A 22,117-nucleotide genomic window follows, 5' to 3' on the forward strand; every position below is an offset into this window, starting at 1 on the left:
TCGTCATGACCGACCGCCGTCCCCTGCTCCGCGCACTCTACGACGCTGCCGTTGCCGCCGCCCACCCCAACGTCGTGCTGGCGCCGCACCTGCGGCCCGCGCCCAAAGGACGGGTGATCTGCCTCGCCGCCGGCAAGGGCGCAGGCGCTATGGCCGCGGCCGCGGAGCGGCACTATCTCGACACCTTGAAGCTCGCGCCGGAGCGCCTCGTCGGCATCGCCACCACGCGCCATGGCTATGGCGTGCCGACGCGCCGCATCCGCGTGGTCGAGGCCGGCCATCCCGTGCCTGACGAGGCTGGCCTCAAAGGTGCGGCCGACACGCTCGCGCTCGCGGGCGAGGCCAGGCCGGACGATCTGCTTCTGGTGCTGCTCACCGGCGGCGGCTCGGCGAACTGGATCGCGCCGGTGGACGGCATCAGCTTCGCGCAGAAGCAGGCGGTCAACAAGGCGCTGCTGCGCTCGGGCGCGCCGATCGGCGAGATGAACACGGTCAGGAAACATCTGTCGCGGATCAAGGGCGGCCGGCTGGCGCGCGCCGGCAAAAATGCCGCCGAGATCGTCACGCTGGCGATCTCCGACGTGCCGCACGACGACCCTTCCGCGATCGCCTCCGGCCCGACCGTGCCGGATCCGACCACGCTTTCAGATGCACGTGCGATCGTGGCGAAATACAAGCTCGACATCGACGACGCCGTTCGCCGCGCGCTGGATGATCCCGCCAATGAAAGCTGCAAGCCCGGTGACGCCCCCTTCGCGCGCGCGCATTTCGAGCTGATCGCGCGGCCCAAGCAGTCGCTCGACGCGGCGGTGAAGCTGGCGCGCGAGTCCGGTTACGAGACCATCGACCTCGGCGCCGATCTCGAAGGCGAGGCCCGCGAGGTCGCTGCCGATCATGCCAAGCTCGCGCTGCAAGCGCGCGCGCAAGGCAGGCGCGTCGCGATCCTCTCCGGCGGTGAGCTTACGGTGACCGTGCGCGGCCAGGGGCGCGGCGGACCGAACCAGGAATACGCGCTGGCGCTCGCGGGCCTCTTGAAGGACACGGCTGGCATCTCGGCGCTGGCCGGCGACACCGATGGCGCCGATGGCGGCGCCGGCCATCCCACCGACCCCGCCGGCGCGCTGATCGACGCGGCCACGTTCGCCAAGATGAAGGCGCTGGGGCTTAAGCCAGAGGTCTATCTCGACAACAACGACGCGACCACGTTCTTCGAGGCGACCGGCGATCTGCTACAGCCCGGCCCGACGCTGACCAATGTGAACGATATCCGTGTGATCCTGGTGGATTGAGGTCGCTCTCCACACTGCGCTGTCATTCCCCGCCACCGGGCCTCGAATTCGGCGAATCCAGTACGCCGCGGCCTCTCGATTTAGCCGCGCCGGCTCTGGAATACTGGATCGCCCGGTCCCGGCTACGCTATAGCTTCGCCGGGCTCTTCAGTGTTGGGCCGGCGAAGCGTTAGCGAAGACGGCAAGCCGGGCCATGACAGCGGAGAATGTGGCTTGGGCTTGCCACGAGACGGCCCGGTTACGCGGTCCCGCCGCACCTCAAAACTCGTTGGCGATTTTCGCGAGCATCGCGAGCAGGGTTTCGCGGTTGGCCTGCCCGAGCAGGTCGTTGAGCCTCGCCTCGTGCTTGGTGGCGACGAGCTTCTTGGCGCGGGTCAGCACGGCCTTGCCCTTGTCGGTCAGGACCAGGATGTGCGAGCGGCGGTCATTGGTGGAGCGGATCCGCGCGCAAAGGTCGCGGCTTTCGAGATTGTCGAGCATGGCCACGAAGTTCGGCCGGAGAATGCCGAGGGTGGAGGCGATCTCGGTCTGGTTACGGCCCGGATTCTTCTCGACCAGCAGCAGCACCGAGAATTGCGCCGGCGTGAGCTGGAGCGTGGCCATGCAACGCAAAAAATTCTCGAACACCTTGAGCTGGGCCCGCTTCAAGACGTAGCCGAGCTGCTCCGAGAGCTCGCCGAGCTGAAGCGCCTCGGGCTGAGCCTCGGCGGCGTCCTTGCGGCCCTTGGCCGTGTCGGCCGGCTTTTCGGAGGACTTTTCAGCAGTTTTGGAAACGGTCATCGCCTCTTGCTCGTAATCCCGCTAAATTCGGCCCGATCGCCCGCGCCACGCTTGAGATTATATTTGATAATTGTTATGGATCATATCAAATATCGCCAGCGTTTTTCAATGGCTGTGAGCGGACCGTCCACCACAATGGGGGGACCGGTCCGTCATCTTTAGGGGGAGCGTCCGGTCTTGAATACCACCATCATGCTGTTCCTGGTGCAGGACGGCATCACTAATGGCGCGATCTATGCGCTGCTCGGCCTGGCGCTGGTGCTGGTGTTCGCCGTCACCCGCGTCATCCTCATTCCCCAGGGCGAATTCGTCACCTATGGCGCGCTGACCTATGCCTCGCTGGCGGCGGGCCAGATGCCGGGCACGGCAAAACTCGCGCTGGCGCTGGGCATCGGCGCCTTCGTCTTCGATCTGTTCGTGGCGCGCAAGGCGCTGCACGGGCGGCTGATCCTGCGCAGCATCGTTGCCAACATCGTGCTGCCGGCGATCGTGCTGGCGCTGACCGTTTACTTCGCCGCCCAGAAGCCCCCGGTGGCAATCTGCATCGCGCTATCGCTGGTGATCGTGGCGATGATCGGCCTGTATCTCTACCGGATCGCCTTCCAGCCGCTGGCGCACACCTCCGTGCTGGTGCTGCTGATCGCATCGGTGGGCGTGCACCTCGCGCTCCAGGGGCTGGGCCTTTTGTTCTTCGGCGCCGAAGGCCAGCGCGGACCGGCCGTGCTGTCCGGCGCCTTCACCGCGGGCGCGCTGCGCTTCACCGGCCAGAGCATCACCGTCTACGCCATCACCATTGCCTTCATCATCGGTCTCTGGCTGTTCTTCGGGCTGACACTCTACGGCAAGGCGCTGCGCGCCACCGCCGTCAACCGGTTAGGGGCACGGCTCGCCGGCATCCGCACCACGCTGTCAGGGCAGATCGCCTTCCTGCTGGCGTCCGTCATCGGCGCGCTGTCGGGCATCCTGATCGTGCCGATCACGACGCTCTACTACGATTCCGGCTTCCTGATTGGCCTGAAGGGCTTCGTCGCCGCGATCATCGGCGGCCTCGTCAGCTATCCCTTGACCGCCGTCGCGGCGCTGGTCGTCGGCATCGTCGAGGCGTTCTCGTCCTTCTATGCTTCCAACTACAAGGAGGTGATCGTTTTCATGCTCTTGATCCCGGTGCTGCTGCTGCGCTCGCTCGCCGCGCCCGCGGTCGAGGAAGAGAAGGACTGACGCGCGATGCAGAGCCGGCTTCCCATCCTCATCTTCGCGCTTGTCATGGCGGCGATCCCGTTTGTGCCCGGCATGCCGCCGTTCTGGATCGTGCTGCTCGACAATATCGGCCTTGCCGCCCTCGTCGCGATGGGCCTCGTGCTGCTGACCGGCGTCGGCGGCCTGACCTCGTTCGGGCAAGCGGCGTTCGTCGGCTTCGGCGCCTACACCACCGCGGTGCTGTCGACAAGCTACGGCCTGTCGCCCTGGCTGACGCTGCCGTTGTCGCTCGTGGTCAGCGGATCGCTCGCGGTGCTGCTCGGGCTGATCACCGTCCGCCTCTCCGGCCATTACCTGCCGCTCGGCACGCTCGCCTGGGGCCTCGGCCTGTTCTACCTCTTCAGCAAGCTGGAGTTTCTCGGCCGCAACGACGGCATCTCGGCGATCCCGCCGCTGTCGATCGGCGCGTTCAAAATGCTCTCTCCCGGGTCGATCTATTACGCAATCTGGGTCGCCGTCATCGTCTCGGCCCTGCTGACGGTGAACCTCTTGGACTCACGCACCGGCCGCGCCATCCGCGCGCTCCGGCGCGGCCATGTCGCGGCGGAAGCCTTCGGCGTGCACACGCCGCGCGCCAAGCTGCTGGTGTTCATCCATGCCGCGGTGCTGGCCGGCCTCTCCGGCTGGCTCTACGCGCATCTTCAGCGCGCGGTGAACCCGACGCCGTTCGGCGCCCAGGCCGGCATCGAATATCTCTTCATCGCGGTCGTCGGCGGCGCCGGCTATGTCTGGGGCGGCGTGCTCGGCGCGGCCATCGTCGTGGTGCTGAAGGAGGTGCTGCAAAGCTATCTGCCGCTGATCCTGCCCGGCTCCGGCCAGGTCGAGACCATCGTGTTCGGCATCATGCTGGTGGCGCTGCTGCAGCTCGCGCCCGGCGGCCTCTGGCCCTGGCTGATGTCGTTCCTGCCCGAGCGCACCACCGGCAGGAAGCCCGATACCTCGTTGAAGCTCGAATCACGCGCTCGCGCTGCAGGCCCATCCGGCATTCTGCTCCAGGTCGAAAAAGCGCGAAAGCAGTTCGGCGGCGTGGTCGCCGTCAACAACGTCTCCTTCGACGTCCAGGCCCGCGAGATTGTCGCGCTGATCGGCCCGAACGGCGCCGGCAAGAGCACGACGTTCAACCTGATCACCGGCGTACTGTCGGCGACCTCGGGCTCGATCTCGGTGCTCGGCAACAAGGTCGACAAGGCGCCGCCGCAGGAGATCGTCAAGCTCGGCATCTCCCGCACCTTCCAGCACGTCAAGCTCATCCCCGACATGACGGTGCTGGAGAACGTCGCGATCGGCGCGCATCTGCGGGGCCATTCGGGGCCGATCGCCTCGATGCTGCGGCTCGACCGTGCCGACGAGGCCAAGCTGCTTGCCGAGGCCGCCCGCCAGATCGAGCGTGTCGGACTTGCCGAGCAGATGCACCAGCTTGCAGGCTCGCTGTCGCTCGGACAGCAGCGCATCGTCGAGATCGCCCGCGCGCTCTGCGTCGATCCGATGCTGCTGCTGCTCGACGAGCCCGCCGCCGGCCTGCGCCATATGGAGAAGCAACGGCTCGCGACGCTGCTGCGCGATTTGCGCGACGGCGGCATGAGCGTGCTGCTGGTCGAGCACGACATGGGTTTCGTGATGAACCTCGCCGACCGCGTCGTGGTGCTTGATTTCGGCACCAAGATCGCAGAGGGAACACCCGCGACGATCAAGAGCGATCCCGAAGTGATCAAGGCCTATCTCGGAGTGGCGGCATGAGCGCGCTGTTGTCCGTCACCGACGCACATGTCGCCTATGGCAAGGTCGAGGCCGTGCGCTCGGTCTCGCTCGAGGTCGGGGCCAACCAGATCGTCACCATCGTCGGCGCCAACGGTGCCGGCAAGACCACGCTGCTCTCGGCCATCATGGGCATTTTGCCGCTCAAGGGCCGCGTCGCCTTTGCGGGCCAGGATCTGGCGCAGCTCGATATCGAGGACCGCGTCGCGATGGGCCTCGGCCTCGTTCCCGAGCACCGCGAATTGTTCGTGACCATGAATGTCGAGGACAATCTCGAGCTGGGCGCCTTCCGCATCGAGCGAAGCAGGGCGAAAGCCTCGATGGAGCGGGTCTACGCGCTGTTTCCGCGGTTGAAGGAGCGGCGCAAGCAGCTCGCCGGCACACTCTCCGGCGGCGAGCAGCAGATGCTCGCGATGGGCCGTGCGCTGATGGGCGAGCCGAAGCTCCTGATGCTGGACGAGCCGAGCCTCGGCCTCGCCCCGATCATCGTCGCCGACATTTTCCGCATCGTCACCGAGCTCCGCGCCAGCGGCGTCTCCGTCCTACTGGTCGAGCAGAACGCGCAGGCCGCGCTGAAGATCGCGGACCAGGCTTATGTGATGGAGCTCGGCGAGTTCGCGCTCAGCGGCAAGGCCAGCGAGATCGCGGCAAACGAGCGCGTCGCAGCCAGCTATCTCGGCTTCCAGCACGAAGGCGAGAGTGCGATCTAGATTCGAAGGGCTTCGGCATACTTGCTGTCATCGCCCGCGAAAGCGGGCGATCCGGTATGCCGAGACGGTTGTGATTGAACCGAGGGGCCGCGGCGTACTGGATGCCCCGCCTTCGCGGGCATGACAGCGGAGGGTGCTGCGAAATCCGTGCCTAACGGCCCGCCGCCTTCTCTTTCAGCGCCGCCACCTCCGCTTCCAGCTCCGCGATCTTGGCATCCCTCGCCGCCAGCGCAGCGGCCACATCCGCCGCATCGAACTTCTGCGGGATGTGCTGCGGGCAGTTGGTGTCCCACGCCGCGATCTTGAACAGGATCACCTGCTCCGGCCGCGCGCGATAGCCCTTCGGCATCAGCGACGCGATCAGCGCCTCGTCGTCCTCGACGACGCGCGCCTCACCCCAGATCTTCACCCGGCGGCGATGGGCGTAGTCCATCACGAAGATGTAGGCCTTGGGATTCTCCGAGAGATTACCCTGGGTGATGAACTGCTGGTTGCCGGCATAGTCGGTGAAGGCGAGCGTCTGCTTGTCGAGCACCTTGAGAAATCCCTTCGGGCCGCCGCGGTGCTGGATATAGGGCTGGCCGTCCGCCGAGGCAGTGGCGAAGTAAAAGCTGTTGGCCTCAGTGAGGAACGCCGCGAGGTTGTCGTCGACCTCGGTGCGCCAGCCGCGCTGCTCGGCGCGGGCATAGGCCGCTCGCGAGCCCTTGCGCGCCTGGATCGCCTTCACCGCCGGCGAGAAGGCGACGTCGCTGGCATAGGTGTGGGCTGCTGTCGTCATCGGAACGTCTCCTGAAATCCGGCGCATTCTTCCGTCTTTCGCCAGCTAAGATGGCCTTGCCAGCCGCCAGAACAATCTGGTCGCTTGACACTTCACCGTTGCAATATATGCAATAATGCCATGGATCGCCTGGAAGCCATGCACGTCTTAGTCACCGTCGCCGATTTGCGCGGCTTCGCGCCGGCGGCGCGCAAGCTGCGCCTATCGCCATCAGCGGTGACCCGGCTGATCGCGGCGCTGGAGGAACATCTCGGTGCGCGACTGTTGCAGCGGACCACGCGACAGGTGACGCTGACCGACGTCGGCACCCGCTATCTCGAGCGCGCCCGCCGCATCCTCGCCGACGTCGAGGAGGCCGACGGCTCGGCGCGGCAAGAGCGCAACCGGCCGAGCGGACGTCTCGTGGTGTCGGCGCCGGTCGGCTTTGGCCGGCTCCATGTCGGACCGCTCATGACCGCCTACCTCAAGCGCTATCCCGAAGTCACAGCCGAATTGCGGCTGTCCGACAACCTCGTCAATCTCGTGGAAGACGCCATCGATGCCGCCGTCCGCATCGGCCATCTCGCAGACTCTTCACTCGTCGCGCGCCAGGTCGGCGAGATGCGGCGGATCGTGGTGGCCGCACCCGGCTATCTCAAACGTCACGGCGAACCCAGGACGCCGGAGGCCCTCGTCTCGCACCAGACCATCCAGTTCGGCCCTTGGTCCGCATGGCGCTTCCTGCGCGACGGCCGAGACATCGAGGTGACCGCGGCCCCCCGCTTTATCAGCAACAGCGCCGACGCGGCGCTGCAATATGCCGAGGGCGGCGGCGGCGTGACGCGGGTGCTGGCCTATCAGGCCGCCGAAGGACTGAAGCGCGGGCGGCTCAAAATCGTGCTGGCGAAGTATGAGCAGCCGGCACTGCCGATTCACATCGTCTATCCGACCTCGCGCCTGCTCTCGGCCAAGGTGCGCGCCTTCATCGATCTCGTGGTGGAGACGACGGACTGGAGATTCGGATGATGACTGTCATTCCGGGGCGGTCCGCGGGACCGAACCCGGAATCTCGAGATTCCGGGTTCTCGCTTCGCGAGCCCCGGAATGACGGTCATCCCTCTTCGGCACCACGCGGAACGTCCCGCTCGCCCGTGCGATCACGGTGTCGTCGGACTTGATCAGGCACTGTGCGAAGCAGATCGTCTTGCCGGTCTTGATCACGTCGCTCTCGATCGAACACCATTGGCCGATCTCGGCGGAGCCGACGAAATCGACCGAGAGCGAGACCGTCACGAACGACGTGGTCCAGCCCGTCGCCTGCGCGCAGCTGTAGCCCATGGCATTGTCAGCGAGCGCGGTGATGAGGCCGCCATGGATCAGGCCGCGGCCGTTGGTGTGCGGCTTCGCCAGCCGCAGGCCGATGATGACGGACTTGTCGGTCTTCTTCGCGTAGAGCGGCTCCCAGGGCTCGGTGAGAGGGCTCCTGCGAAAGAGCGGCTCGAAGCCAGCAGGGATATCGGTTGCGGTCATGGCTGTCTCGCGTTGCTGATCGTTGGCATTGAACGCGATGGACGTGACGAACGCATCACCTACAAAGTTTTAAACGGGATTTGCGCGGGCGTTTGAAACGATCCCGCCCTCACTGCGAGGAGCCCTTGCGACGAAGCACTCCAGACTGTCTCCGCGAAGAAAATTTCTGGCTTGCTTCGCGGAGCCTGTCATCGGGCCGCGCTTCGCGCGGACCCGTTGGCGCGCAATGACGATGTGGACGCACCGTCCTAGAACGGCAGCCCCACATAATTCTCCGACAGCGACGTCATCGCGGCCTGCGAGTGCGTGACGTAATCGAGCTCGGCGAGCTGGATTCGAGCGCCGATGGTGCCAGTGTCGGGGAATTTGTGCAGCATCGAGGTCATCCACCAGGAGAAGCGCACGGCCTTCCAGACCCGCGCCAGCGCCTTGGCGGAATAGGCGTCGATCCCGGCGCAGGATTTCTCGTCATAGAATTCGCGCAGCGCGCTCGACAGGTAATGCGCGTCGCTCGCGGCGAGGTTCAGCCCCTTGGCCCCGGTCGGCGGCACGATGTGCGCGGCATCGCCGCACAAAAACATCCGGCCAAAGCGCATCGGCTCGGCGACGAAGCTGCGCAGGGGCGCGATGCTCTTCTCGATCGAAGGACCGGTGACGAGGCTGTCGGCCGCCTCCTGGTCGAGCCGGCGCTTCAATTCGTCCCAGAACCGCTCGTCCGGCCATTGGTCGACATGGTCCTCGAGCGAGCACTGCACATAATAGCGGCTGCGCTTGGTCGAGCGCATGGTGCACAGCGCAAAGCCGCGCGCGTGATTGGAATAGATCAGCTCGTGGCTGACAGGGGGCGTTTCGGACAGAATGCCGAGCCAGCCGAACGGATAGACCCGCTCGAATTCCTCGAGCGCCGTGGCCGGGACACTGGCGCGGCTGACGCCGTGAAAGCCGTCGCAGCCGGCGATAAAATCGCACTCGATCGTGTGGGTGATGCCGTCCTTGACATAGGTGACGCGCGGGTGAGCACCGTCGAAATCATGCGGCTGCACGTCCCTGGCCTCGTACACCGAAATGAGACCTGCAGCCTTGCGCGCATTCATCAGGTCGAGCGTGACCTCGGTCTGGCCGTAGATCATCACGGTCTTGCCAGTCGCGGCCTTCATGTCGATGCGGTGACGGCGGCCGGAGAAGGCGAGCTCGATGCCCTCATGCACCAGGCCTTCGGCATGTGCCCGCGATCCGGCGCCGATCTGGTTGAGCAGCGCAACGGTCCCCTCCTCCAGCAGGCCGGCGCGGATGCGGCCGAGCACATAGTCTGGGCTCTGCCGTTCCAGAATGACATTGTCGATGCCATATGTGTGCAGCAGTTGCCCAAGCAACAATCCGGCCGGTCCTGCCCCGATGATTGCGACTTTTGTCCGCAATACTTGCTCCTTCCGATGCTGTAGGCTTTCGTCGCGGCCTGCTTGTCGCGGCGGCCGGCTGACGATAATTATATCATATAATCGTTGAGCAAAAGGGGAGCGGTCGTCGTCGCAGCGCGACAAATCCATGCAAACATGGCTGACGTAGATGGCGGCGCGGCCAGGCATGCGTCAGTTCCGGCTTGAACACGCCGGCCAATTAGATAACATGTTAATTAATGAGACCGGGGCCGTCGAAGCCCGCCGTCGAAAACAGGGAGAGACGCGTGATGAGGAAAGCCTGTCTGGCGTTGCTGCTGGCAGCAAGCGTGACGCCTGCGCTCGCGCAGGACAAGACCTTCGATTTGAAGATCTCGCACTGGGTGCCGGCCTCGCATCCCCTACAGAAATCGCTGGAAGACTGGGCGGCCGCGGTCGAGAAGGACTCCGGCGGCACTATCAAGGGCAAGGTGTTTCCGGCCCAGCAACTCGGCAAAGCCTTCGACCATTACGACATGGCGCGCGATGGCATCGCTGACGTCACCTATGTCAATCCGGGGTACCAGCCCGGCCGCTTCCCAATTATCGGCGCCGGCGAGCTGCCGTTCCTGATCTCGGACGCCAAGGGCGGCTCGATGGGGCTGGATGCCTGGTACCGCAAATATGCCGAGAAAGAGATGAAGGACGTCAAGTATTGTCTCGCCTTCGTCCACTCGCCCTCCTCCTTCCACTCGCGCACCAAGAAGATCGTGGTTCCCGATGACGTGAAGGGCCTGAAGATCCGTCCAGCCCACGCCACCATGGCGAATTTCGTCACCTCGCTCGGCGGCACCAATGTGCAGTCCTCCGCGCCCGAAGTGCGCGACATCATCGAGCGCGGCGTCGCTGACGGTGTCACCTTCCCCTGGGGCTCCCTGGTGCTGTTCGGCATCGACAAGGTGACCAAATACGACATGGAGGCGCCGCTCTACACCACGACCTTCGTGTTCGTGATCAATAAGGACAAGTACAATGCCATGTCCGACAAGCAGAAGGCCGCGATCGACAAGAATTGCACGGTCGAAATGGCAGGCGCGGTCGGCGAGCACTGGGGCAAGTTCGAGGACGCCGGCATCGACAAGGTAAAGGCGGAATCGAGCCATGAGGTCTACAAGCTCACGGGCGAGCAGACCGCGGCCTGGAAGAAGGCCGCCGAGCCGCTGGTGAAGACCTGGAGCGACGGCGCCAAGAAGGCCGGTGCCGATCCGGATGCAGCCCTTGCGGATCTGAAGGCCTCGCTGAAGAAGTATAACGCGCTGGCCGAGTGATGCGCTGTGGCGGCGCACTCGCTGCACCTCTCCCGCTTGCGGGAGAGGTCGGCGCCTAGCGCGGGTGAGGGCTCTCTCCTCTTGGGGTCCTCAATTGTGGAAGCACCCTCTCCCGTAGCCGATGCTCCGCATCGGCGTTGTCTTCAAGAACGGCGGCCGAAGGCCGCCTATGCCTCCCCCGCAAGCGGGGGAGGGAGCGCAGCTCCATTACGGGCACATCTCGAACTCGTCGGAAGGACTCTTTCCCCATGAAGCGCGCCTGGATGGATCGCTTTATCGACTCGATCGAATGGATCGCGGCCGGCTTTGTCGGCCTCGTCGCACTCGACATCTTCCTGTCGGTGCTGCTGCGCAACACGCTAAACTATTCGATTCCCGACAGTTTTGATATCGGCCGCATGCTGCTCGGCATCCTGATCTTCTGGGGCATCGCGGCGACCTCCTATCGCGGCACCCACATCACGGTCGACCTGGTCTGGGGCAATGTCGGGCCGCGTTATCAGCGCTGGATCGACGTGTTCGCAACGCTGGTGCTGCTGTTCGTCGTCACGGTGCAGACCTGGACGCTGTTCGACAAGGTGCGCGGCACCTACAACGACAACGTCCAGACTTTCGACATGCACATGCCGACCTGGCCATTCTTCGCGATCGCATGGATCGGCGACGTCTCCGCCGTGCTGCTGATCGCGATTCGCACCTACCGGCTGATCTTCCATCCCGAAGAGATGCACGATCCCAAAATCAAGGCGACGGAGTGATCATGAGCACCGATGCCGTCGCCGTAATCGGCTTCGTTTCCCTGTTTGTCCTGATGCTGTTGCGCGTGCCCGTCGGCATGGCCATGGGCCTCGTCGGCGTCTCCGGCTTCTCCTATCTGGTCGGCGCGACGCCCGCGCTAAAGCTGGTTGGCCAGACTTCGATGCGCACGGTCACCGACTACACCTTCGGCGTCATTCCGATGTTCCTGCTGATGGGTTCCTTCGTCAGCAATTCCGGCATGAGCCGCGAGCTATTCCGCGCCGCCAATGGCTTCGTCGGGCATCTGCGCGGCGGGCTCGGCATCGCCACAGTCGGTGCCTGCGGCGGCTTTGCCGCGATCTGCGGCTCCTCGGTCGCAACCGCCGCGACCTTCTCCGCCGTCGCCTATCCGGAGATGCGCCGCTTCGGCTATCCACAGTCCTTTGCCACCGGCGTGATCGCGGCCGGCGGGACGTTAGGTGCGATGTTGCCGCCCTCCACCGTGCTCGCGGTCTACGGCATCATCACCGAGCAGGACATCGGCAAGCTCTTCATCGCCGGCATCATCCCGGGTCTGCTCGCGATGACCATGTACATGATCACGATCGGCCTGATCGGCTATGTCAGGCCTGACTTCCTGCCCAAGGGCAAGGTGCTGCCGTGGCGTGAACGCTTTGCCGGATTGAAGGACATCTGGGCGCCGGTGCTGCTGTTCGTGTTCGTCATCGGCGGCCTGTACGGCCTGCCGTTCCTGCCGCGCTTCACCCCGACGGAAGCCGGCGGCGTCGGCGCCACCGGCGCCTTCATCATCGGCGTGCTGACCGGCCGGCTCGACCGCGAGAAGGTGCTGGCCTCACTGCTGCAGGCGACGCGCACCGCGGCCGCGGTGTTCACGGTGCTGATCGGCGCGCTGATCTTCGGCTACTTCCTGACGGTGACGCAGACGCCGCAGAAGGTCACGGAATTCCTCACCGGGCTCGGCCTCGGTCCCTACGGCGTGCTGGCGCTGATCATGGTGATGTATCTGGTGCTCGGCTGCCTGATGGACGCCATGGCGATGATCATCCTCACCGTGCCGATCATCTTCCCCGTGATCATGCATCTTGGCTTCGACCCGATCTGGTTCGGGGTCATCATCGTCATGACCGTCGAGCTTGGCCTGATCCATCCGCCGGTCGGCATGAACGTCTTCGTCATTAAGAGCGTGGTGAAGGACGTCTCCTTCTCCACCATCTTCAAGGGCGTGATCCCGTTCGTGGCGACGGATTTGGTGCGCCTCGTGATCCTGATCGCCTTCCCGCTGCTGGCAACCTGGCTGCCGACGCGGATGATGGCGCATTGACGAGGTGACGCGATGACCAATCCGACGCTCGAGACAAAGTACGTCTTCACCATCACAGCAAAAATCGGCGACGTCGTCAGCGCCGGCGAGACCGGGATCGGCGTGCGACGCATCATTCCGATCATCGGCGGCGAGGTGACGGGCGCGATCGCCGGTCGTGTGCTCCCCTTCGGCGCCGACTTCCAGACCATCCGTCCCAACGAGCTGATCGACCTCGAAGCCAGATACGCCTTCCAGACCGACGACGGCGCGACCGTTTATGTCGAGAACAAGGGCATGCGCTTCGGCCCGGTGGAGCTGCTGCAAAAGCTCAAGCGCGGCGAGCCGGTCGATCCGAAGCTGATCTATTTCCGCACCGTGCCGAGATTCGAGACCGGGCACGAGACCTATCGCTGGCTGATGGAACATATCTTCGTGGCGTCAGCCGCGCGCCATGCCGACCGCGTGGTGATCGATGTGCACCAGGTGATGTAAAACACACCCCGCCGTCCTCCTGGCGAAGGCCCGGACCCCTACCGCGTGGTCCATCGATTGTAGACGGCCGGAGTACCGGGCAAGGGGTCTTCGCCAAAGTGCTCCCTGGGGGGTATGGGTTTCGGCCTTCGCCGGGACGACGTCGCGTTTTGGAGCAGCATTCTGGCGCGCCTGGACCGCCCCCGCCTTGACTCCCCCAAAATTCGTTATACAACATAACTATTCTGACAAGGACGCAAATGACACAGGGAAACGCCGAGACCGCGAAGGCGGGCGCCTCCGGGCTGTTGAGGATCGAGCGGGCGGACCGGATTCTGACCGTGGGTCTGAACCGGCCGGCCAAGCGCAATGCGCTCAATGACGGCATCATCCTGGAAATCGGCGAGTGTTTTGCGTCCCTGCCCGACGATATCGGCGCGGTCGTCATTCACGGCATCGGTGACCATTTCTCCAGCGGTCTCGACCTGTCCGAGCTGACCGAGCACGACGCGACCGGCGGCCTGCTCCATTCCCAGATGTGGCACCGGGTGTTCGACCGCATCCAGTATAGCCGCGTGCCCGTGATCGCCGCGCTCAGCGGCGCCGTGATCGGCGGCGGGCTGGAGCTCGCCTGCGCCGCGCATATCCGCGTCGCCGAGCCCTCGACCTATTTCGCGCTGCCGGAGGGGCAGCGCGGCATCTTCGTCGGTGGTGGCGGCTCGGTGCGCCTGCCGCGGCTGATCGGCGTCGCCAGGATGATGGACATGATGCTGACCGGCCGGGTCTATAGCGCGACCGAAGGCGCCTCCTACGGCTTTGCGCAATATCTGACGGATGCCGGTAACGGACTCGGCAAGGCGTTGGAGCTTGCGACCAAGGTGGCCTCCAACGCGCCGCTGACGAATTTTGCCGTGCTCCAGGCACTGCCGATGATCGCGGAGGCCAATCCGCAGACCGGCCTGCTCATGGAATCCCTGATGGCGACCGTCGCGCAGAGCGACAAGGAGGCCAAGCGCAGGATCCGCGAGTTCCTCGAACACAAGACCGCAAAAGTGAAGCCGAAGTCATGAGCGCGCAGCCGTCCTCTTCCAGCATGGAGCGCGGCGCGAGCACTTTCCCGCTGCGGCCCATCTCGTTCGGCGATCCCCTCGTCGATATCGAACGCCGCGACGACGGCACGATCTATCTCAGGCCAAAGCAGCCGCTCGGCGACTATCCCCTTCGCATCACCGACCGCCTGCATCATTGGGCGAACACGACGCCCGACCGCGTCTTCATGGCCGAGCGCGAAGGCGGCCGCGGATGGCGCAAGATCACCTATGCCGAGCTGCTCACGGCGAGCCGGCACATCGCATCAAGCCTGATCGCGCGCGGCCTGTCGGCGGAGCGGCCAGTCGTCATTCTCTCCGGCAATTCGATCGATCACGCACTGCTCGCCTTCGGCGCGTTCTATGCCGGCATTCCGTTCTGCCCGGTGTCGCCGGCCTACTCGCTGGTGTCAAAGGACTACGGCAAGCTGTCCTACCTGATGAAGCTGCTGACGCCCGGCCTTGTCTTCGCGGAGGATGCCGACAAGTTCGCCGGTGCGCTCGCCGCCAATGTCTCGCTCGGCACCGAGATCGCCGCGTCCTATGGCAAGGTGCCGGGCCGCGACGTCACCCTCCTCGCCGACCTCATGGCGACGCCGATCCGCAGCGATCTCGACGGCGTCCACGGCAGGATCGGCCCCGACACGATCGCAAAGTTCCTGCTGACATCGGGCTCGACCGGCAATCCCAAGGCCGTCATCAACACCCAGCGCATGATCTGCGCCAACCAGGTGATGCTGCGCGAGACGCTCGCCTTCCTCAAGGACGAGCCGCCCGTCATCGTCGACTGGCTGCCCTGGAATCACACTTTTGGCGGCAACCACAATATCGGGCTGACGCTCTACAACGGCGGCTCGATGTATCTGGACGCCGGCAAGCCGGTGCCCGGCGGCATCGAGGAAACGGTGCGCAATCTCCAGGAGATTTCGCCGACGGTCTATTTCAACGTACCCAAAGGCTACGAATCGCTGCTGCCGTATTTGCGCGACGACCAGGGCCTGCGCGCAAAGTTTTTCGACCGGCTGCATGCGATGTTCTTCTCGGGCGCGGCGCTGTCGCCCTTCGTCTGGAACAGCCTCGACGAGCTCGCGGTGAAGGAGAAGGGCTATCGCGTGCCGATGCTGACCGGCTTAGGTGCCACCGAGACCGCGCCGTTCTTCATGTCCGTCAATCCGCGCACCAGCCGCTCCGGCCATGTCGGGCTCCCGGTGTCAGGCAATGACGCAAAACTGGTGCCGAACAACGGCAAGCTCGAGGTCCGCGCCAAGGGGCCGAACGTGATGCCCGGCTACTGGCGCCAGCCCGACATCAGCGCGAAGTCGTTCGACGAGGAAGGATTTTACAAGCTGGGCGACGCGCTCAAGCCCGCCGATCCCAACGATCTCAACGCCGGCTTCGACTTCGACGGGCGCGTCAGTGAAGACTTCAAGCTCGCCAGCGGCACCTGGGTCAGCGTCGGCCCCTTGCGCGCGCGCTTCGTTGCGGCCTGCGCGCCGCTGGTGCGCGATGTCGTCATCGCCGGCATCAACCGTGACGAGATCTCTGCGCTCGTGGTGCTCGACCTCGACGGTTGCCGGCTGATCAATCCGACGCTGCCCGCCGACGATCTCGTCGTCGCTGCGCGCGACCGGCTCGTGCGCGAGGCGTTCCGCGAACGCCTGACCGGTTTCCTGTCTTCGGCGACCGGCTCGTCCACACGGATCACGCGCGCGATCCTGATGGACACGCCGCTCTCGATCGACAAGGGCGAGGTCACCGACAAGGGCTCGATCAACCAGCGCGCCGTGCTCGAGCATCGCGCTGCATTGATCGACGAGCTCTATGCTGCCAATCCATTCGACCGTGTGATATCGGTCGGGTAAGAAACCATCGCTCTAGGAGAACGCCATGTTGTTGAAGGATCAGCCAGCCATCGTCACCGGCGGCGCATCGGGATTGGGCGCGGCGACCGCGCGAAAACTGGCGGCGCAGGGCGCCAAGGTCGCGGTGTGCGACCTCAATGCCAAGCTCGCGGAGACGGTTGCCGCCGAGATCAAGGGTGTGGCCGTGACCTGCGATGTTTCCGATGCCGCCTCGGCTGAAGCCGCCATCGCGCAGGCGATCAAGGCCCACGGCCCAGCCCGCGTGCTGGTCAATTGCGCCGGCATCGGCGTTGCAAAACGCGTGGTCGGCCGCGACGGTCCGATGGCGCTCGCTGATTTCGACAAGGTGATCAAGGTCAATCTGATCGGCACCTTCAACATGCTGCGCCTTGCCGCCGCCGAAATGTCCAAGCTCGAACCGCAGGCAACCGGCGAGCGCGGCGTCATCATCAACACCGCCTCGGTTGCCGCCTATGATGGCCAGATCGGCCAATCCGCCTATTCGGCCTCGAAGGGCGGCATCGTCGGCATGACGCTGCCGATCGCGCGCGAGCTCGCACAATTCGGCGTCCGCGTGTTGACGATCGCGCCGGGCCTGTTCCTCACGCCCCTGCTCGCCAACCTGCCGCAGGAAGCCCAGGATTCGCTCGCCGCCGCGATCCCCTTCCCTCGCCGGCTTGGCAACGCCGACGAGTTCGCCGCGCTCGCGCTGCACATGGTCGAGAATGCCTATCTGAACGGCGAAGTGGTGCGCCTCGACGGCTCGCTGCGCATGGCGCCGAAATAAGGCGCGTCGCATGTTCGTGAACAGGCGCGACGTCCAGATCCAGTGGGGCGATTGCGACCCCGCCAATATCGTCTACTACCCGCGTTATTTCGCGATGTTCGACGATTCGACGTCGACCCTGTTCGAGGTCGCTGGATTCTCCAAACAGGATCTAGTCCGCAAATACGGCCTGGTGGGGATTCCCATGGTCGACACGCGGGCCAAGTTTTACATCCCCTCGACCTACGGCGACTGGATCACGATCGAGACCAGAATCGAGAGCATCAAGCGCTCGAGCTTCGAGGTGAAGCACAACGTCTACAAGGGTGACGCGCTGGCGCTCGAGGGATTCGAGACCCGCGTCCTGGTCGGGCGCGATCCCGTTAACCTCGACAAGCTGAAATCGGCACCGTTCCCCGCGGAAATGGTAGCCAAATTCACGGGGAGTTAGAGCCCGGAGCTAATCGCCGCATCACCAAAAGAGGGGGCTGAATTACCCCCCGATTTCTGCTTTCAAAGAAGAACGTAAAGGGAGGAATAGATGAAACGCTTTTACCTGACCGCTGTCGTCACCGCGGCCGCGCTGGCGCTGCCGGCCCTGCCCGCGCTGGCTCAGACCAGCGAGATCACCATCGGCATCACCACCACCACGACCGGCCCGGGCGCTGCGCTCGGCATTCCCGAACGCAACGCGCTGGAATTCGTGCCGAAGGAGATCGGCGGCGTGCCGCTGAAAGTGATCGTGCTCGATGATGGCGGCGATCCCACCACCGCGACCACCAACGCCCGCCGCTTCGTGACCGAATCCAAGGCCGACATCATCATGGGCTCGGCGCTGACGCCGCCGACCATCGCGGTCTCCAACGTCGCCAACGAGGCCGGCATTCCGCATTTCGGCCTCGCGCCTTTCCCGATTACGCCGGAGCGCATGAAATGGTCGGTGGCGATGCCGCAGCCGATCCCGATCGTGGGCAAGGTGCTGTACGACCACATGAAGGCCAAGGGCGTGAAGACCCTCGGCTATATCGGCTATTCCGACTCCTATGGCGACCTCTGGTTCAACGACCTCAAGGCCCAGGCCGTGCCGATGGGCATCACCATCGTCGACGAGGAGCGCTTCGCCCGTCCCGACACCTCGGTGACCGGTCAGGTGCTGAAGCTCGTCGCCGCCAATCCCGACGCGATCCTGGTCGGCGCCTCCGGCACCGCGGCCGCGCTGCCGCAGACCGAGCTGCGCGAGCGCGGCTATCAGGGCCTGATCTACCAGACCCATGGCGCGGCCAGCATGGACTTCATCCGCATCGCCGGCAAAGCGGCCGAGGGCGTGCTGATGGCCTCGGGTCCGGTGATGGACCCGGAAGATCAACCGGACACCGCGCTGACCAAGAAGCCGGGACTCGCACTCAACTCGGCCTATGAAGCCAAGTATGGTCCGAACAGCCGCAGCCAGTTCGCCGGCCATTCCTACGATGCGTTCGAGATCCTCAAGCGTATCATTCCGGCGGCATTGAAGACGGCCAAGCCCGGTACGCCGGAATTCCGCGAAGCGATTCGTCAGGCCTTGCTGACGGAGAAGGAATTGGCGGCAAGCCAGGGCGTCTACAACTTCACCGAAAAGGACCGCTACGGCCTCGACGACCGCTCGCGCATCCTGCTCACGGTGAAGAACGGCAAGTACTCGCTGGTGAAGTAGCCACGGCGAAGGTTTCCCAAAGAGAAGAGCCGGCCCGATGGGCCGGCTCTTCCGTTTTACGGTTGAGACCCTCACCCGGCGCTTCGCGCCGACCACCTCCCCCAAACAAGCGGGAGAGGTGCAGCGAGCGGTGGACGCGAATTGCGTCTCAAGCCGCCTGCCGCAGCGGGGTCCAGGCGAACTCCGGATAATACGTGTCCATCATGCGGTCGACATAGGCGGTGAGGTTCGGAAATCCCTCGGCGCGCTTGCGCAAGGCCGATTCGAAGAACGGCGTCAGGATCCCGGCAAGTGCGCCGAAAGCGGTGGCATCGACACCGCAGGGCCTGCTGCCCATCAGATACGACTTGTCGCCGAGCTGCACCGAGAGCGCGAACAGCGAGCGCACGGCGAGATCGACATCGTCGTCGGGCGCATGGCGGCCCAACCCGGAGAGCAGATAATTCTCGGCAACACGGAATTGCGCGTCCTCGCGCAGCTTCTCACGGTTGTGCTCGGGCGCGCCGTCGAAAAAATGCGACGGGCCCTTGGCGAAATTGACCGGATCGACCCAACGCGCCCCGACCAGTGCCCAATAGACGTGGTGCTCGATCATCCGCTCGAACGCCCAGGCCTGTGCGCGCTCGGTCAGCGACAGGCCGGCGTCGAAATCGAAGCCGTAGCGCCGCTCGATATGGGCGCGGATGAAGGTGGAATCGGCCACCGCCTCGCCGCCGTCGTCGATGAAGGGCAGCTGCCCCTTGGGCGAAGCGGGCGGCATCGCGCGCTCCTTCCGGTAGGGCAGCCCCGCCTCTTGAGCTGCACCTCCGTCTTGGTGACGAAGGGGCTGATTTCCGGCAGGCCGAAGCCGGTGCCAAAGCCGTAAAGCGTGATCATGAAACCTCTCCTGAACCTACCGAAAACTGCCGGAACCTATCTGCCGGCTGCTGCCACCATGGTGGCAGCAGCCGTGATATCTTCTGCAAAACGGGCCCCCTGCCAGGCGCGGGCCATGACGTGGTGGACGAGCGCGTCCGCAGCCTGGATCAGCGAGCGTGCCACCACGCTTGCGAACGCAAATCGGAGGTCAGCAGCCATGAGATCGAACGAGACGAGGCGGCGAAGCCCCCGGGCCTGCCACATCTGGGCGCGCCACAGCGGACCGGCCGAGCCGAAATGGGTTGGAATGATCATGGACAAATCCTCTTCAGTCGACGTGTTGTCCCGGTATAGAACTCCCCTGCTGCCAACATCCTGTCAGCAGCCGCGCGCCGCCTTTTGAAAAGACCACGAACAAGAGACCAGTCATGAGACGTGCCGACCGGCTGTTTCAGATCATCCAGGTGCTGAGGCGTACGCGTAAACCGCTGACGGCGGACGCGATCGCGGCCGAGCTCGAGACTTCGAAGCGCACCATCTATCGCGACATCGCAACGCTGATCGGCCAGCGCGTCCCGATTCGCGGCGAAGCCGGCATGGGCTACATCCTGGAAAAGGGTTTCGACCTGCCGCCGCTGATGCTGACGCCCGACGAGATCGAGGCAGCAGTGCTGGGCGCGCAATGGGTCGCGGGCCATGCCGATTCCGCGCTGGCGCGCGCCGCCGAAGATTTGATGGCCAAGATCGCCGACACCGTCCCCGAGCGCCTGCGTCCCTTCGTGCTGGAGCCGGCGAGCCGCGCGCGGCCAAGCTGGAACAGGGAGCCGGACCGCCTCGACATGGCGCGCACGCGCACGCAGATCCACGAAGGCAAGAAGATTATGTTGCGCTATCGCGACGAGCAGGGCCGCGCCAGCGAGCGCATGATCTGGCCGATTTCGGTCGGCTATCTCGAAGCCGTGCGCCTGCTCGCGGCTTGGTGCGAGCTGCGCAGCGACTTCCGCAGCTTCCGCACCGACCGCGTGGTGGAGGCGACCTATCTCGACGAAAAATATCCGGAGCGGCGCGACGTGCTGCGCGCAAGATGGCGGCAGAGCCTGGTCTGGGGTCCGCCAAAGGACACGTGACCACGATGGAACAGATCTCGCCGCTCGATCCGTCGAGCTGTTGCCAGAGTTGCGGTGCCTGCTGCGGCTATTCGGCGAACTGGCCGCGCTTCTCGATCGAGAGCGACGAAGAGCTTGCAGCTATCCCGGAGGCGCTCGTCAACGCGCGCCAATCCGGGATGCGCTGCGAGGGCGATCGCTGCTCGGCGTTAAAGGGAGAGATCGGCACGACGACGGCATGCGGCATCTACGCGGTGCGGCCGGAGGTGTGCCGCACCTGCATGCCGGGTGACGCCGAATGCACGATGGCGCGGCGGAAATTCGGGCTCCCGGCGCTAGAGGCCGTCTAAGCCGGAACGGCTACGCCGATCTCGCCGCTGATCTCGTCGTCGAGCTCGTCCTCGAGCGGGGCCAGCACCGAGAGCGGCTTGGTCGACAGCGTGATCGGCTTGCGCCCGCCCGAGAGCGACGGCGAGGATTTCGCAGCGCCTGCGCGCGACAGCGCATAGAGCGTCGAACCGACGCGGCCGCCGTTCTCGATCAGGTCGCGCTCGCTACAGCTTGCGGCGATCGCGAGCGCCAGCGGATGCAGATGGCTGCGGCGATAGCAGAACAGCGCCAGCCTGGCGCGCGCGTCAGGGGCAACACTCTCGACCAACCTTGGCAGGCCACTCTCGCTGGCGCGGTACATCTCGCCAAGGAGCTCGTCGCGGACCGGGCAGAAATCGCTTTCAAAGGTGTCGCGGCTTGAAAACATTGCAGTTCTCCCTCGTGTACGGAAGATGCCGCGCAATTCTCTAACGAAAGGTTAACCACGCCGCCCGGTAGTCACCCGGGGTCCTTGCGCCCTGGCCGCGAATCGCGGGACGCGACTGCCGCCACAGCGCTCTGGCCGCGCCTTTATGCCGGTCAGGAATTGCCCCGCATCGCGCTAGCCCGGGCTCAGTTCGCCGCCATGAAGATGGAGAGGCCGAAGCCGGTGAGGTGATGCAGTGCCTGATCGACGCCGATCAGGGTCCAGAACCAGGGGTGCGCCATGTCGACACCGAAATTGGCCGAGACCAATCCCTTGGCGCGGTCGATCGTGATGTGGATCACGAAATCGATGAATGCCACGAACCAGAATTTCGGGGCCACGATCAGGATCAGCGGCAACGCAACCGCAAGGTGAACGAGGCAGTGCACCAAAAGCGGCAGGGCCCAGCCGTGCTTCTGATCCTTACCCTGCGCCATCCAGGCGGTCTGGAGGACGAAATCGGCGATGATGTGCTTGAAGGTGAGCAGCAGCATCCAGCCAATGAGCGCTTCAACCGGAACCGCCGATGACATGGGTGGAAACGACAAGCTGACGCCCTCATGACGTGACAAGAAAAATTGGAGCGTTCAGCGCAACTTCTTCTTGGACCGGTCAAACGGCCGGGACCTGTGA

At 64.7% G+C, this 22,117-nt stretch carries 22 protein-coding genes and 2 pseudogenes; 16 read left to right on the forward strand and 8 right to left on the reverse strand.

The annotated features are described in order from the left end of the window. Positions 1–5 precede the first annotated feature (5 nt). Positions 6–1,289 carry a glycerate kinase type-2 family protein gene (locus tag IVA98_RS34660; RefSeq protein ID WP_247294571.1) on the forward strand — a complete coding sequence of 428 codons (1,284 nt, stop codon included), beginning with the start codon at positions 6–8 and terminating at the stop codon, positions 1,287–1,289. Positions 1,290–1,547: 258 nt separating this feature from the next. Here the strand turns inward: IVA98_RS34660 and IVA98_RS34665 are convergent, their stop codons facing one another. Further along, positions 1,548–2,069, reverse strand: a complete 522-nt coding sequence (locus IVA98_RS34665) for a MarR family winged helix-turn-helix transcriptional regulator (RefSeq protein ID WP_247294568.1) — start codon at positions 2,067–2,069, stop codon at positions 1,548–1,550. A gap of 177 nt (positions 2,070–2,246) precedes the next feature. Here IVA98_RS34665 and IVA98_RS34670 point away from each other — a divergent pair, with 177 nt between their 5' ends. The 3 genes from IVA98_RS34670 to IVA98_RS34680 are packed head-to-tail and all read left to right on the forward strand — an operon-like array spanning position 2,247 to position 5,791. After that, positions 2,247–3,287, forward strand: a complete 1,041-nt coding sequence (locus tag IVA98_RS34670; RefSeq protein WP_247277881.1) for a branched-chain amino acid ABC transporter permease — start codon at positions 2,247–2,249, stop codon at positions 3,285–3,287. Between the two features lie 6 nt (positions 3,288–3,293). Continuing rightward, on the forward strand, positions 3,294–5,063 hold the full coding sequence (locus IVA98_RS34675; protein ID WP_247356681.1) for a branched-chain amino acid ABC transporter ATP-binding protein/permease: 1,770 nt from the start codon (positions 3,294–3,296) through the stop codon (positions 5,061–5,063). Beyond that, positions 5,060–5,791 carry an ABC transporter ATP-binding protein gene (locus IVA98_RS34680; protein WP_247294563.1) on the forward strand — a complete coding sequence of 244 codons (732 nt, stop codon included), beginning with the start codon at positions 5,060–5,062 and terminating at the stop codon, positions 5,789–5,791. Before IVA98_RS34675 ends, IVA98_RS34680 begins: the two co-directional genes overlap by 4 nt. Positions 5,792–5,942: 151 nt before the next feature. Here IVA98_RS34680 and IVA98_RS34685 read toward each other — a convergent pair whose 3' ends face one another. Then, entirely contained in the window at positions 5,943–6,569 is a 627-nt protein-coding gene (locus IVA98_RS34685; protein WP_247294560.1) for a pyridoxamine 5'-phosphate oxidase family protein, read from the reverse strand. A gap of 120 nt (positions 6,570–6,689) precedes the next feature. Here IVA98_RS34685 and IVA98_RS34690 point away from each other — a divergent pair, with 120 nt between their 5' ends. Continuing rightward, on the forward strand, positions 6,690–7,574 hold the full coding sequence (locus IVA98_RS34690) for a LysR family transcriptional regulator (protein ID WP_247356683.1): 885 nt from the start codon (positions 6,690–6,692) through the stop codon (positions 7,572–7,574). A gap of 90 nt (positions 7,575–7,664) precedes the next feature. Here the strand turns inward: IVA98_RS34690 and IVA98_RS34695 are convergent. Continuing rightward, a pseudogene (locus tag IVA98_RS34695) lies at positions 7,665–8,078 on the reverse strand (PaaI family thioesterase); the annotation flags it as partial. Positions 8,079–8,326: 248 nt separating this feature from the next. After that, positions 8,327–9,496, reverse strand: coding sequence for a 4-hydroxybenzoate 3-monooxygenase (gene pobA, locus IVA98_RS34700; RefSeq protein WP_247294558.1), 1,170 nt, complete (start codon positions 9,494–9,496; stop codon positions 8,327–8,329). A 269-nt stretch (positions 9,497–9,765) separates the two neighbouring features. Between pobA and IVA98_RS34705 the strand changes: the two genes are divergently transcribed. The 9 genes from IVA98_RS34705 to IVA98_RS34745 all read left to right on the forward strand — a co-directional run bounded on the left by IVA98_RS34705 (position 9,766) and on the right by IVA98_RS34745 (position 18,724). Continuing rightward, positions 9,766–10,782, forward strand: coding sequence for a TRAP transporter substrate-binding protein (locus tag IVA98_RS34705; RefSeq protein ID WP_247277891.1), 1,017 nt, complete (start codon positions 9,766–9,768; stop codon positions 10,780–10,782). 248 nt (positions 10,783–11,030) lie between these two features. Next, entirely contained in the window at positions 11,031–11,540 is a 510-nt protein-coding gene (locus tag IVA98_RS34710) for a TRAP transporter small permease (protein ID WP_247277892.1), read from the forward strand. A gap of 2 nt (positions 11,541–11,542) precedes the next feature. Then, a complete protein-coding gene (locus IVA98_RS34715; RefSeq protein ID WP_247294557.1) occupies positions 11,543–12,862 on the forward strand; it encodes a TRAP transporter large permease in 1,320 nt (439 codons plus the stop codon). A 12-nt stretch (positions 12,863–12,874) separates the two neighbouring features. Then, positions 12,875–13,336 carry a DUF3237 domain-containing protein gene (locus IVA98_RS34720; RefSeq protein WP_247294556.1) on the forward strand — a complete coding sequence of 154 codons (462 nt, stop codon included), beginning with the start codon at positions 12,875–12,877 and terminating at the stop codon, positions 13,334–13,336. A gap of 239 nt (positions 13,337–13,575) precedes the next feature. Next, a complete protein-coding gene (locus IVA98_RS34725; protein ID WP_247294555.1) occupies positions 13,576–14,385 on the forward strand; it encodes a crotonase/enoyl-CoA hydratase family protein in 810 nt (269 codons plus the stop codon). Continuing rightward, positions 14,382–16,265: a feruloyl-CoA synthase gene (locus IVA98_RS34730; RefSeq protein ID WP_247294554.1), complete on the forward strand. Its 1,884-nt coding sequence runs from the start codon at positions 14,382–14,384 to the stop codon at positions 16,263–16,265. Before IVA98_RS34725 ends, IVA98_RS34730 begins: the two co-directional genes overlap by 4 nt. 25 nt (positions 16,266–16,290) lie before the next feature. Beyond that, positions 16,291–17,052, forward strand: a complete 762-nt coding sequence (locus IVA98_RS34735) for an SDR family NAD(P)-dependent oxidoreductase (RefSeq protein ID WP_247294552.1) — start codon at positions 16,291–16,293, stop codon at positions 17,050–17,052. Positions 17,053–17,062: 10 nt separating this feature from the next. Beyond that, positions 17,063–17,482, forward strand: a complete 420-nt coding sequence (locus tag IVA98_RS34740; protein ID WP_247294550.1) for an acyl-CoA thioesterase — start codon at positions 17,063–17,065, stop codon at positions 17,480–17,482. Between the two features lie 90 nt (positions 17,483–17,572). After that, on the forward strand, positions 17,573–18,724 hold the full coding sequence (locus tag IVA98_RS34745; protein WP_247294547.1) for an ABC transporter substrate-binding protein: 1,152 nt from the start codon (positions 17,573–17,575) through the stop codon (positions 18,722–18,724). 148 nt (positions 18,725–18,872) lie between these two features. On the opposite strand, the pseudogene IVA98_RS34750 reads toward IVA98_RS34745, so the two are convergent. Both IVA98_RS34750 and IVA98_RS34755 read right to left on the reverse strand, forming a co-directional pair. After that, a pseudogene (locus IVA98_RS34750) lies at positions 18,873–19,600 on the reverse strand (glutathione S-transferase family protein). 36 nt (positions 19,601–19,636) lie between these two features. Further along, positions 19,637–19,897, reverse strand: coding sequence for a hypothetical protein (locus tag IVA98_RS34755; protein ID WP_247294543.1), 261 nt, complete (start codon positions 19,895–19,897; stop codon positions 19,637–19,639). Positions 19,898–20,010: 113 nt separating this feature from the next. Between IVA98_RS34755 and IVA98_RS34760 the strand changes: the two genes are divergently transcribed. Together IVA98_RS34760 and IVA98_RS34765 are read left to right on the forward strand one after the other, a co-directional pair. Further along, positions 20,011–20,709: a helix-turn-helix transcriptional regulator gene (locus IVA98_RS34760; protein WP_091890491.1), complete on the forward strand. Its 699-nt coding sequence runs from the start codon at positions 20,011–20,013 to the stop codon at positions 20,707–20,709. 5 nt (positions 20,710–20,714) lie between these two features. Beyond that, a complete protein-coding gene (locus IVA98_RS34765) occupies positions 20,715–21,038 on the forward strand; it encodes a YkgJ family cysteine cluster protein (RefSeq protein ID WP_247294541.1) in 324 nt (107 codons plus the stop codon). Here the strand turns inward: IVA98_RS34765 and IVA98_RS34770 are convergent. Then, positions 21,035–21,445: a hypothetical protein gene (locus IVA98_RS34770; protein WP_247294539.1), complete on the reverse strand. Its 411-nt coding sequence runs from the start codon at positions 21,443–21,445 to the stop codon at positions 21,035–21,037. The two genes, IVA98_RS34765 and IVA98_RS34770, sit on opposite strands and share 4 nt — an antisense overlap. A gap of 185 nt (positions 21,446–21,630) precedes the next feature. Next, positions 21,631–21,978 carry a DUF3307 domain-containing protein gene (locus IVA98_RS34775; protein WP_247277938.1) on the reverse strand — a complete coding sequence of 116 codons (348 nt, stop codon included), beginning with the start codon at positions 21,976–21,978 and terminating at the stop codon, positions 21,631–21,633. Positions 21,979–22,117: the final 139 nt, after the last annotated feature.

Origin of the sequence: Bradyrhizobium sp. 160 (assembly GCF_023073735.1) — a bacterium.
GTDB lineage: Bacteria > Pseudomonadota > Alphaproteobacteria > Rhizobiales > Xanthobacteraceae > Bradyrhizobium.

Coding starts and splice junctions, on each gene's coding strand:
- IVA98_RS34675 (WP_247356681.1), top strand. CDS start 3,294: ATGCAGAGCCGGCTTCCCATCCTCATCTTCGCGCTTGTCATGGCGGCG.
- IVA98_RS34680 (WP_247294563.1), top strand. CDS start 5,060: ATGAGCGCGCTGTTGTCCGTCACCGACGCACATGTCGCCTATGGCAAG.
- IVA98_RS34725 (WP_247294555.1), top strand. CDS start 13,576: ATGACACAGGGAAACGCCGAGACCGCGAAGGCGGGCGCCTCCGGGCTG.
- IVA98_RS34665 (WP_247294568.1), bottom strand. CDS start 2,069: ATGACCGTTTCCAAAACTGCTGAAAAGTCCTCCGAAAAGCCGGCCGAC.
- IVA98_RS34755 (WP_247294543.1), bottom strand. CDS start 19,897: ATGATCATTCCAACCCATTTCGGCTCGGCCGGTCCGCTGTGGCGCGCC.
- IVA98_RS34775 (WP_247277938.1), bottom strand. CDS start 21,978: ATGCTGCTGCTCACCTTCAAGCACATCATCGCCGATTTCGTCCTCCAG.
- IVA98_RS34720 (WP_247294556.1), top strand. CDS start 12,875: ATGACCAATCCGACGCTCGAGACAAAGTACGTCTTCACCATCACAGCA.
- IVA98_RS34740 (WP_247294550.1), top strand. CDS start 17,063: ATGTTCGTGAACAGGCGCGACGTCCAGATCCAGTGGGGCGATTGCGAC.
- IVA98_RS34730 (WP_247294554.1), top strand. CDS start 14,382: ATGAGCGCGCAGCCGTCCTCTTCCAGCATGGAGCGCGGCGCGAGCACT.
- IVA98_RS34710 (WP_247277892.1), top strand. CDS start 11,031: ATGAAGCGCGCCTGGATGGATCGCTTTATCGACTCGATCGAATGGATC.
- IVA98_RS34770 (WP_247294539.1), bottom strand. CDS start 21,445: ATGTTTTCAAGCCGCGACACCTTTGAAAGCGATTTCTGCCCGGTCCGC.
- IVA98_RS34745 (WP_247294547.1), top strand. CDS start 17,573: ATGAAACGCTTTTACCTGACCGCTGTCGTCACCGCGGCCGCGCTGGCG.
- IVA98_RS34705 (WP_247277891.1), top strand. CDS start 9,766: ATGAGGAAAGCCTGTCTGGCGTTGCTGCTGGCAGCAAGCGTGACGCCT.
- IVA98_RS34760 (WP_091890491.1), top strand. CDS start 20,011: ATGAGACGTGCCGACCGGCTGTTTCAGATCATCCAGGTGCTGAGGCGT.
- IVA98_RS34765 (WP_247294541.1), top strand. CDS start 20,715: ATGGAACAGATCTCGCCGCTCGATCCGTCGAGCTGTTGCCAGAGTTGC.
- IVA98_RS34660 (WP_247294571.1), top strand. CDS start 6: ATGACCGACCGCCGTCCCCTGCTCCGCGCACTCTACGACGCTGCCGTT.
- IVA98_RS34690 (WP_247356683.1), top strand. CDS start 6,690: ATGGATCGCCTGGAAGCCATGCACGTCTTAGTCACCGTCGCCGATTTG.
- IVA98_RS34715 (WP_247294557.1), top strand. CDS start 11,543: ATGAGCACCGATGCCGTCGCCGTAATCGGCTTCGTTTCCCTGTTTGTC.
- IVA98_RS34735 (WP_247294552.1), top strand. CDS start 16,291: ATGTTGTTGAAGGATCAGCCAGCCATCGTCACCGGCGGCGCATCGGGA.
- IVA98_RS34685 (WP_247294560.1), bottom strand. CDS start 6,569: ATGACGACAGCAGCCCACACCTATGCCAGCGACGTCGCCTTCTCGCCG.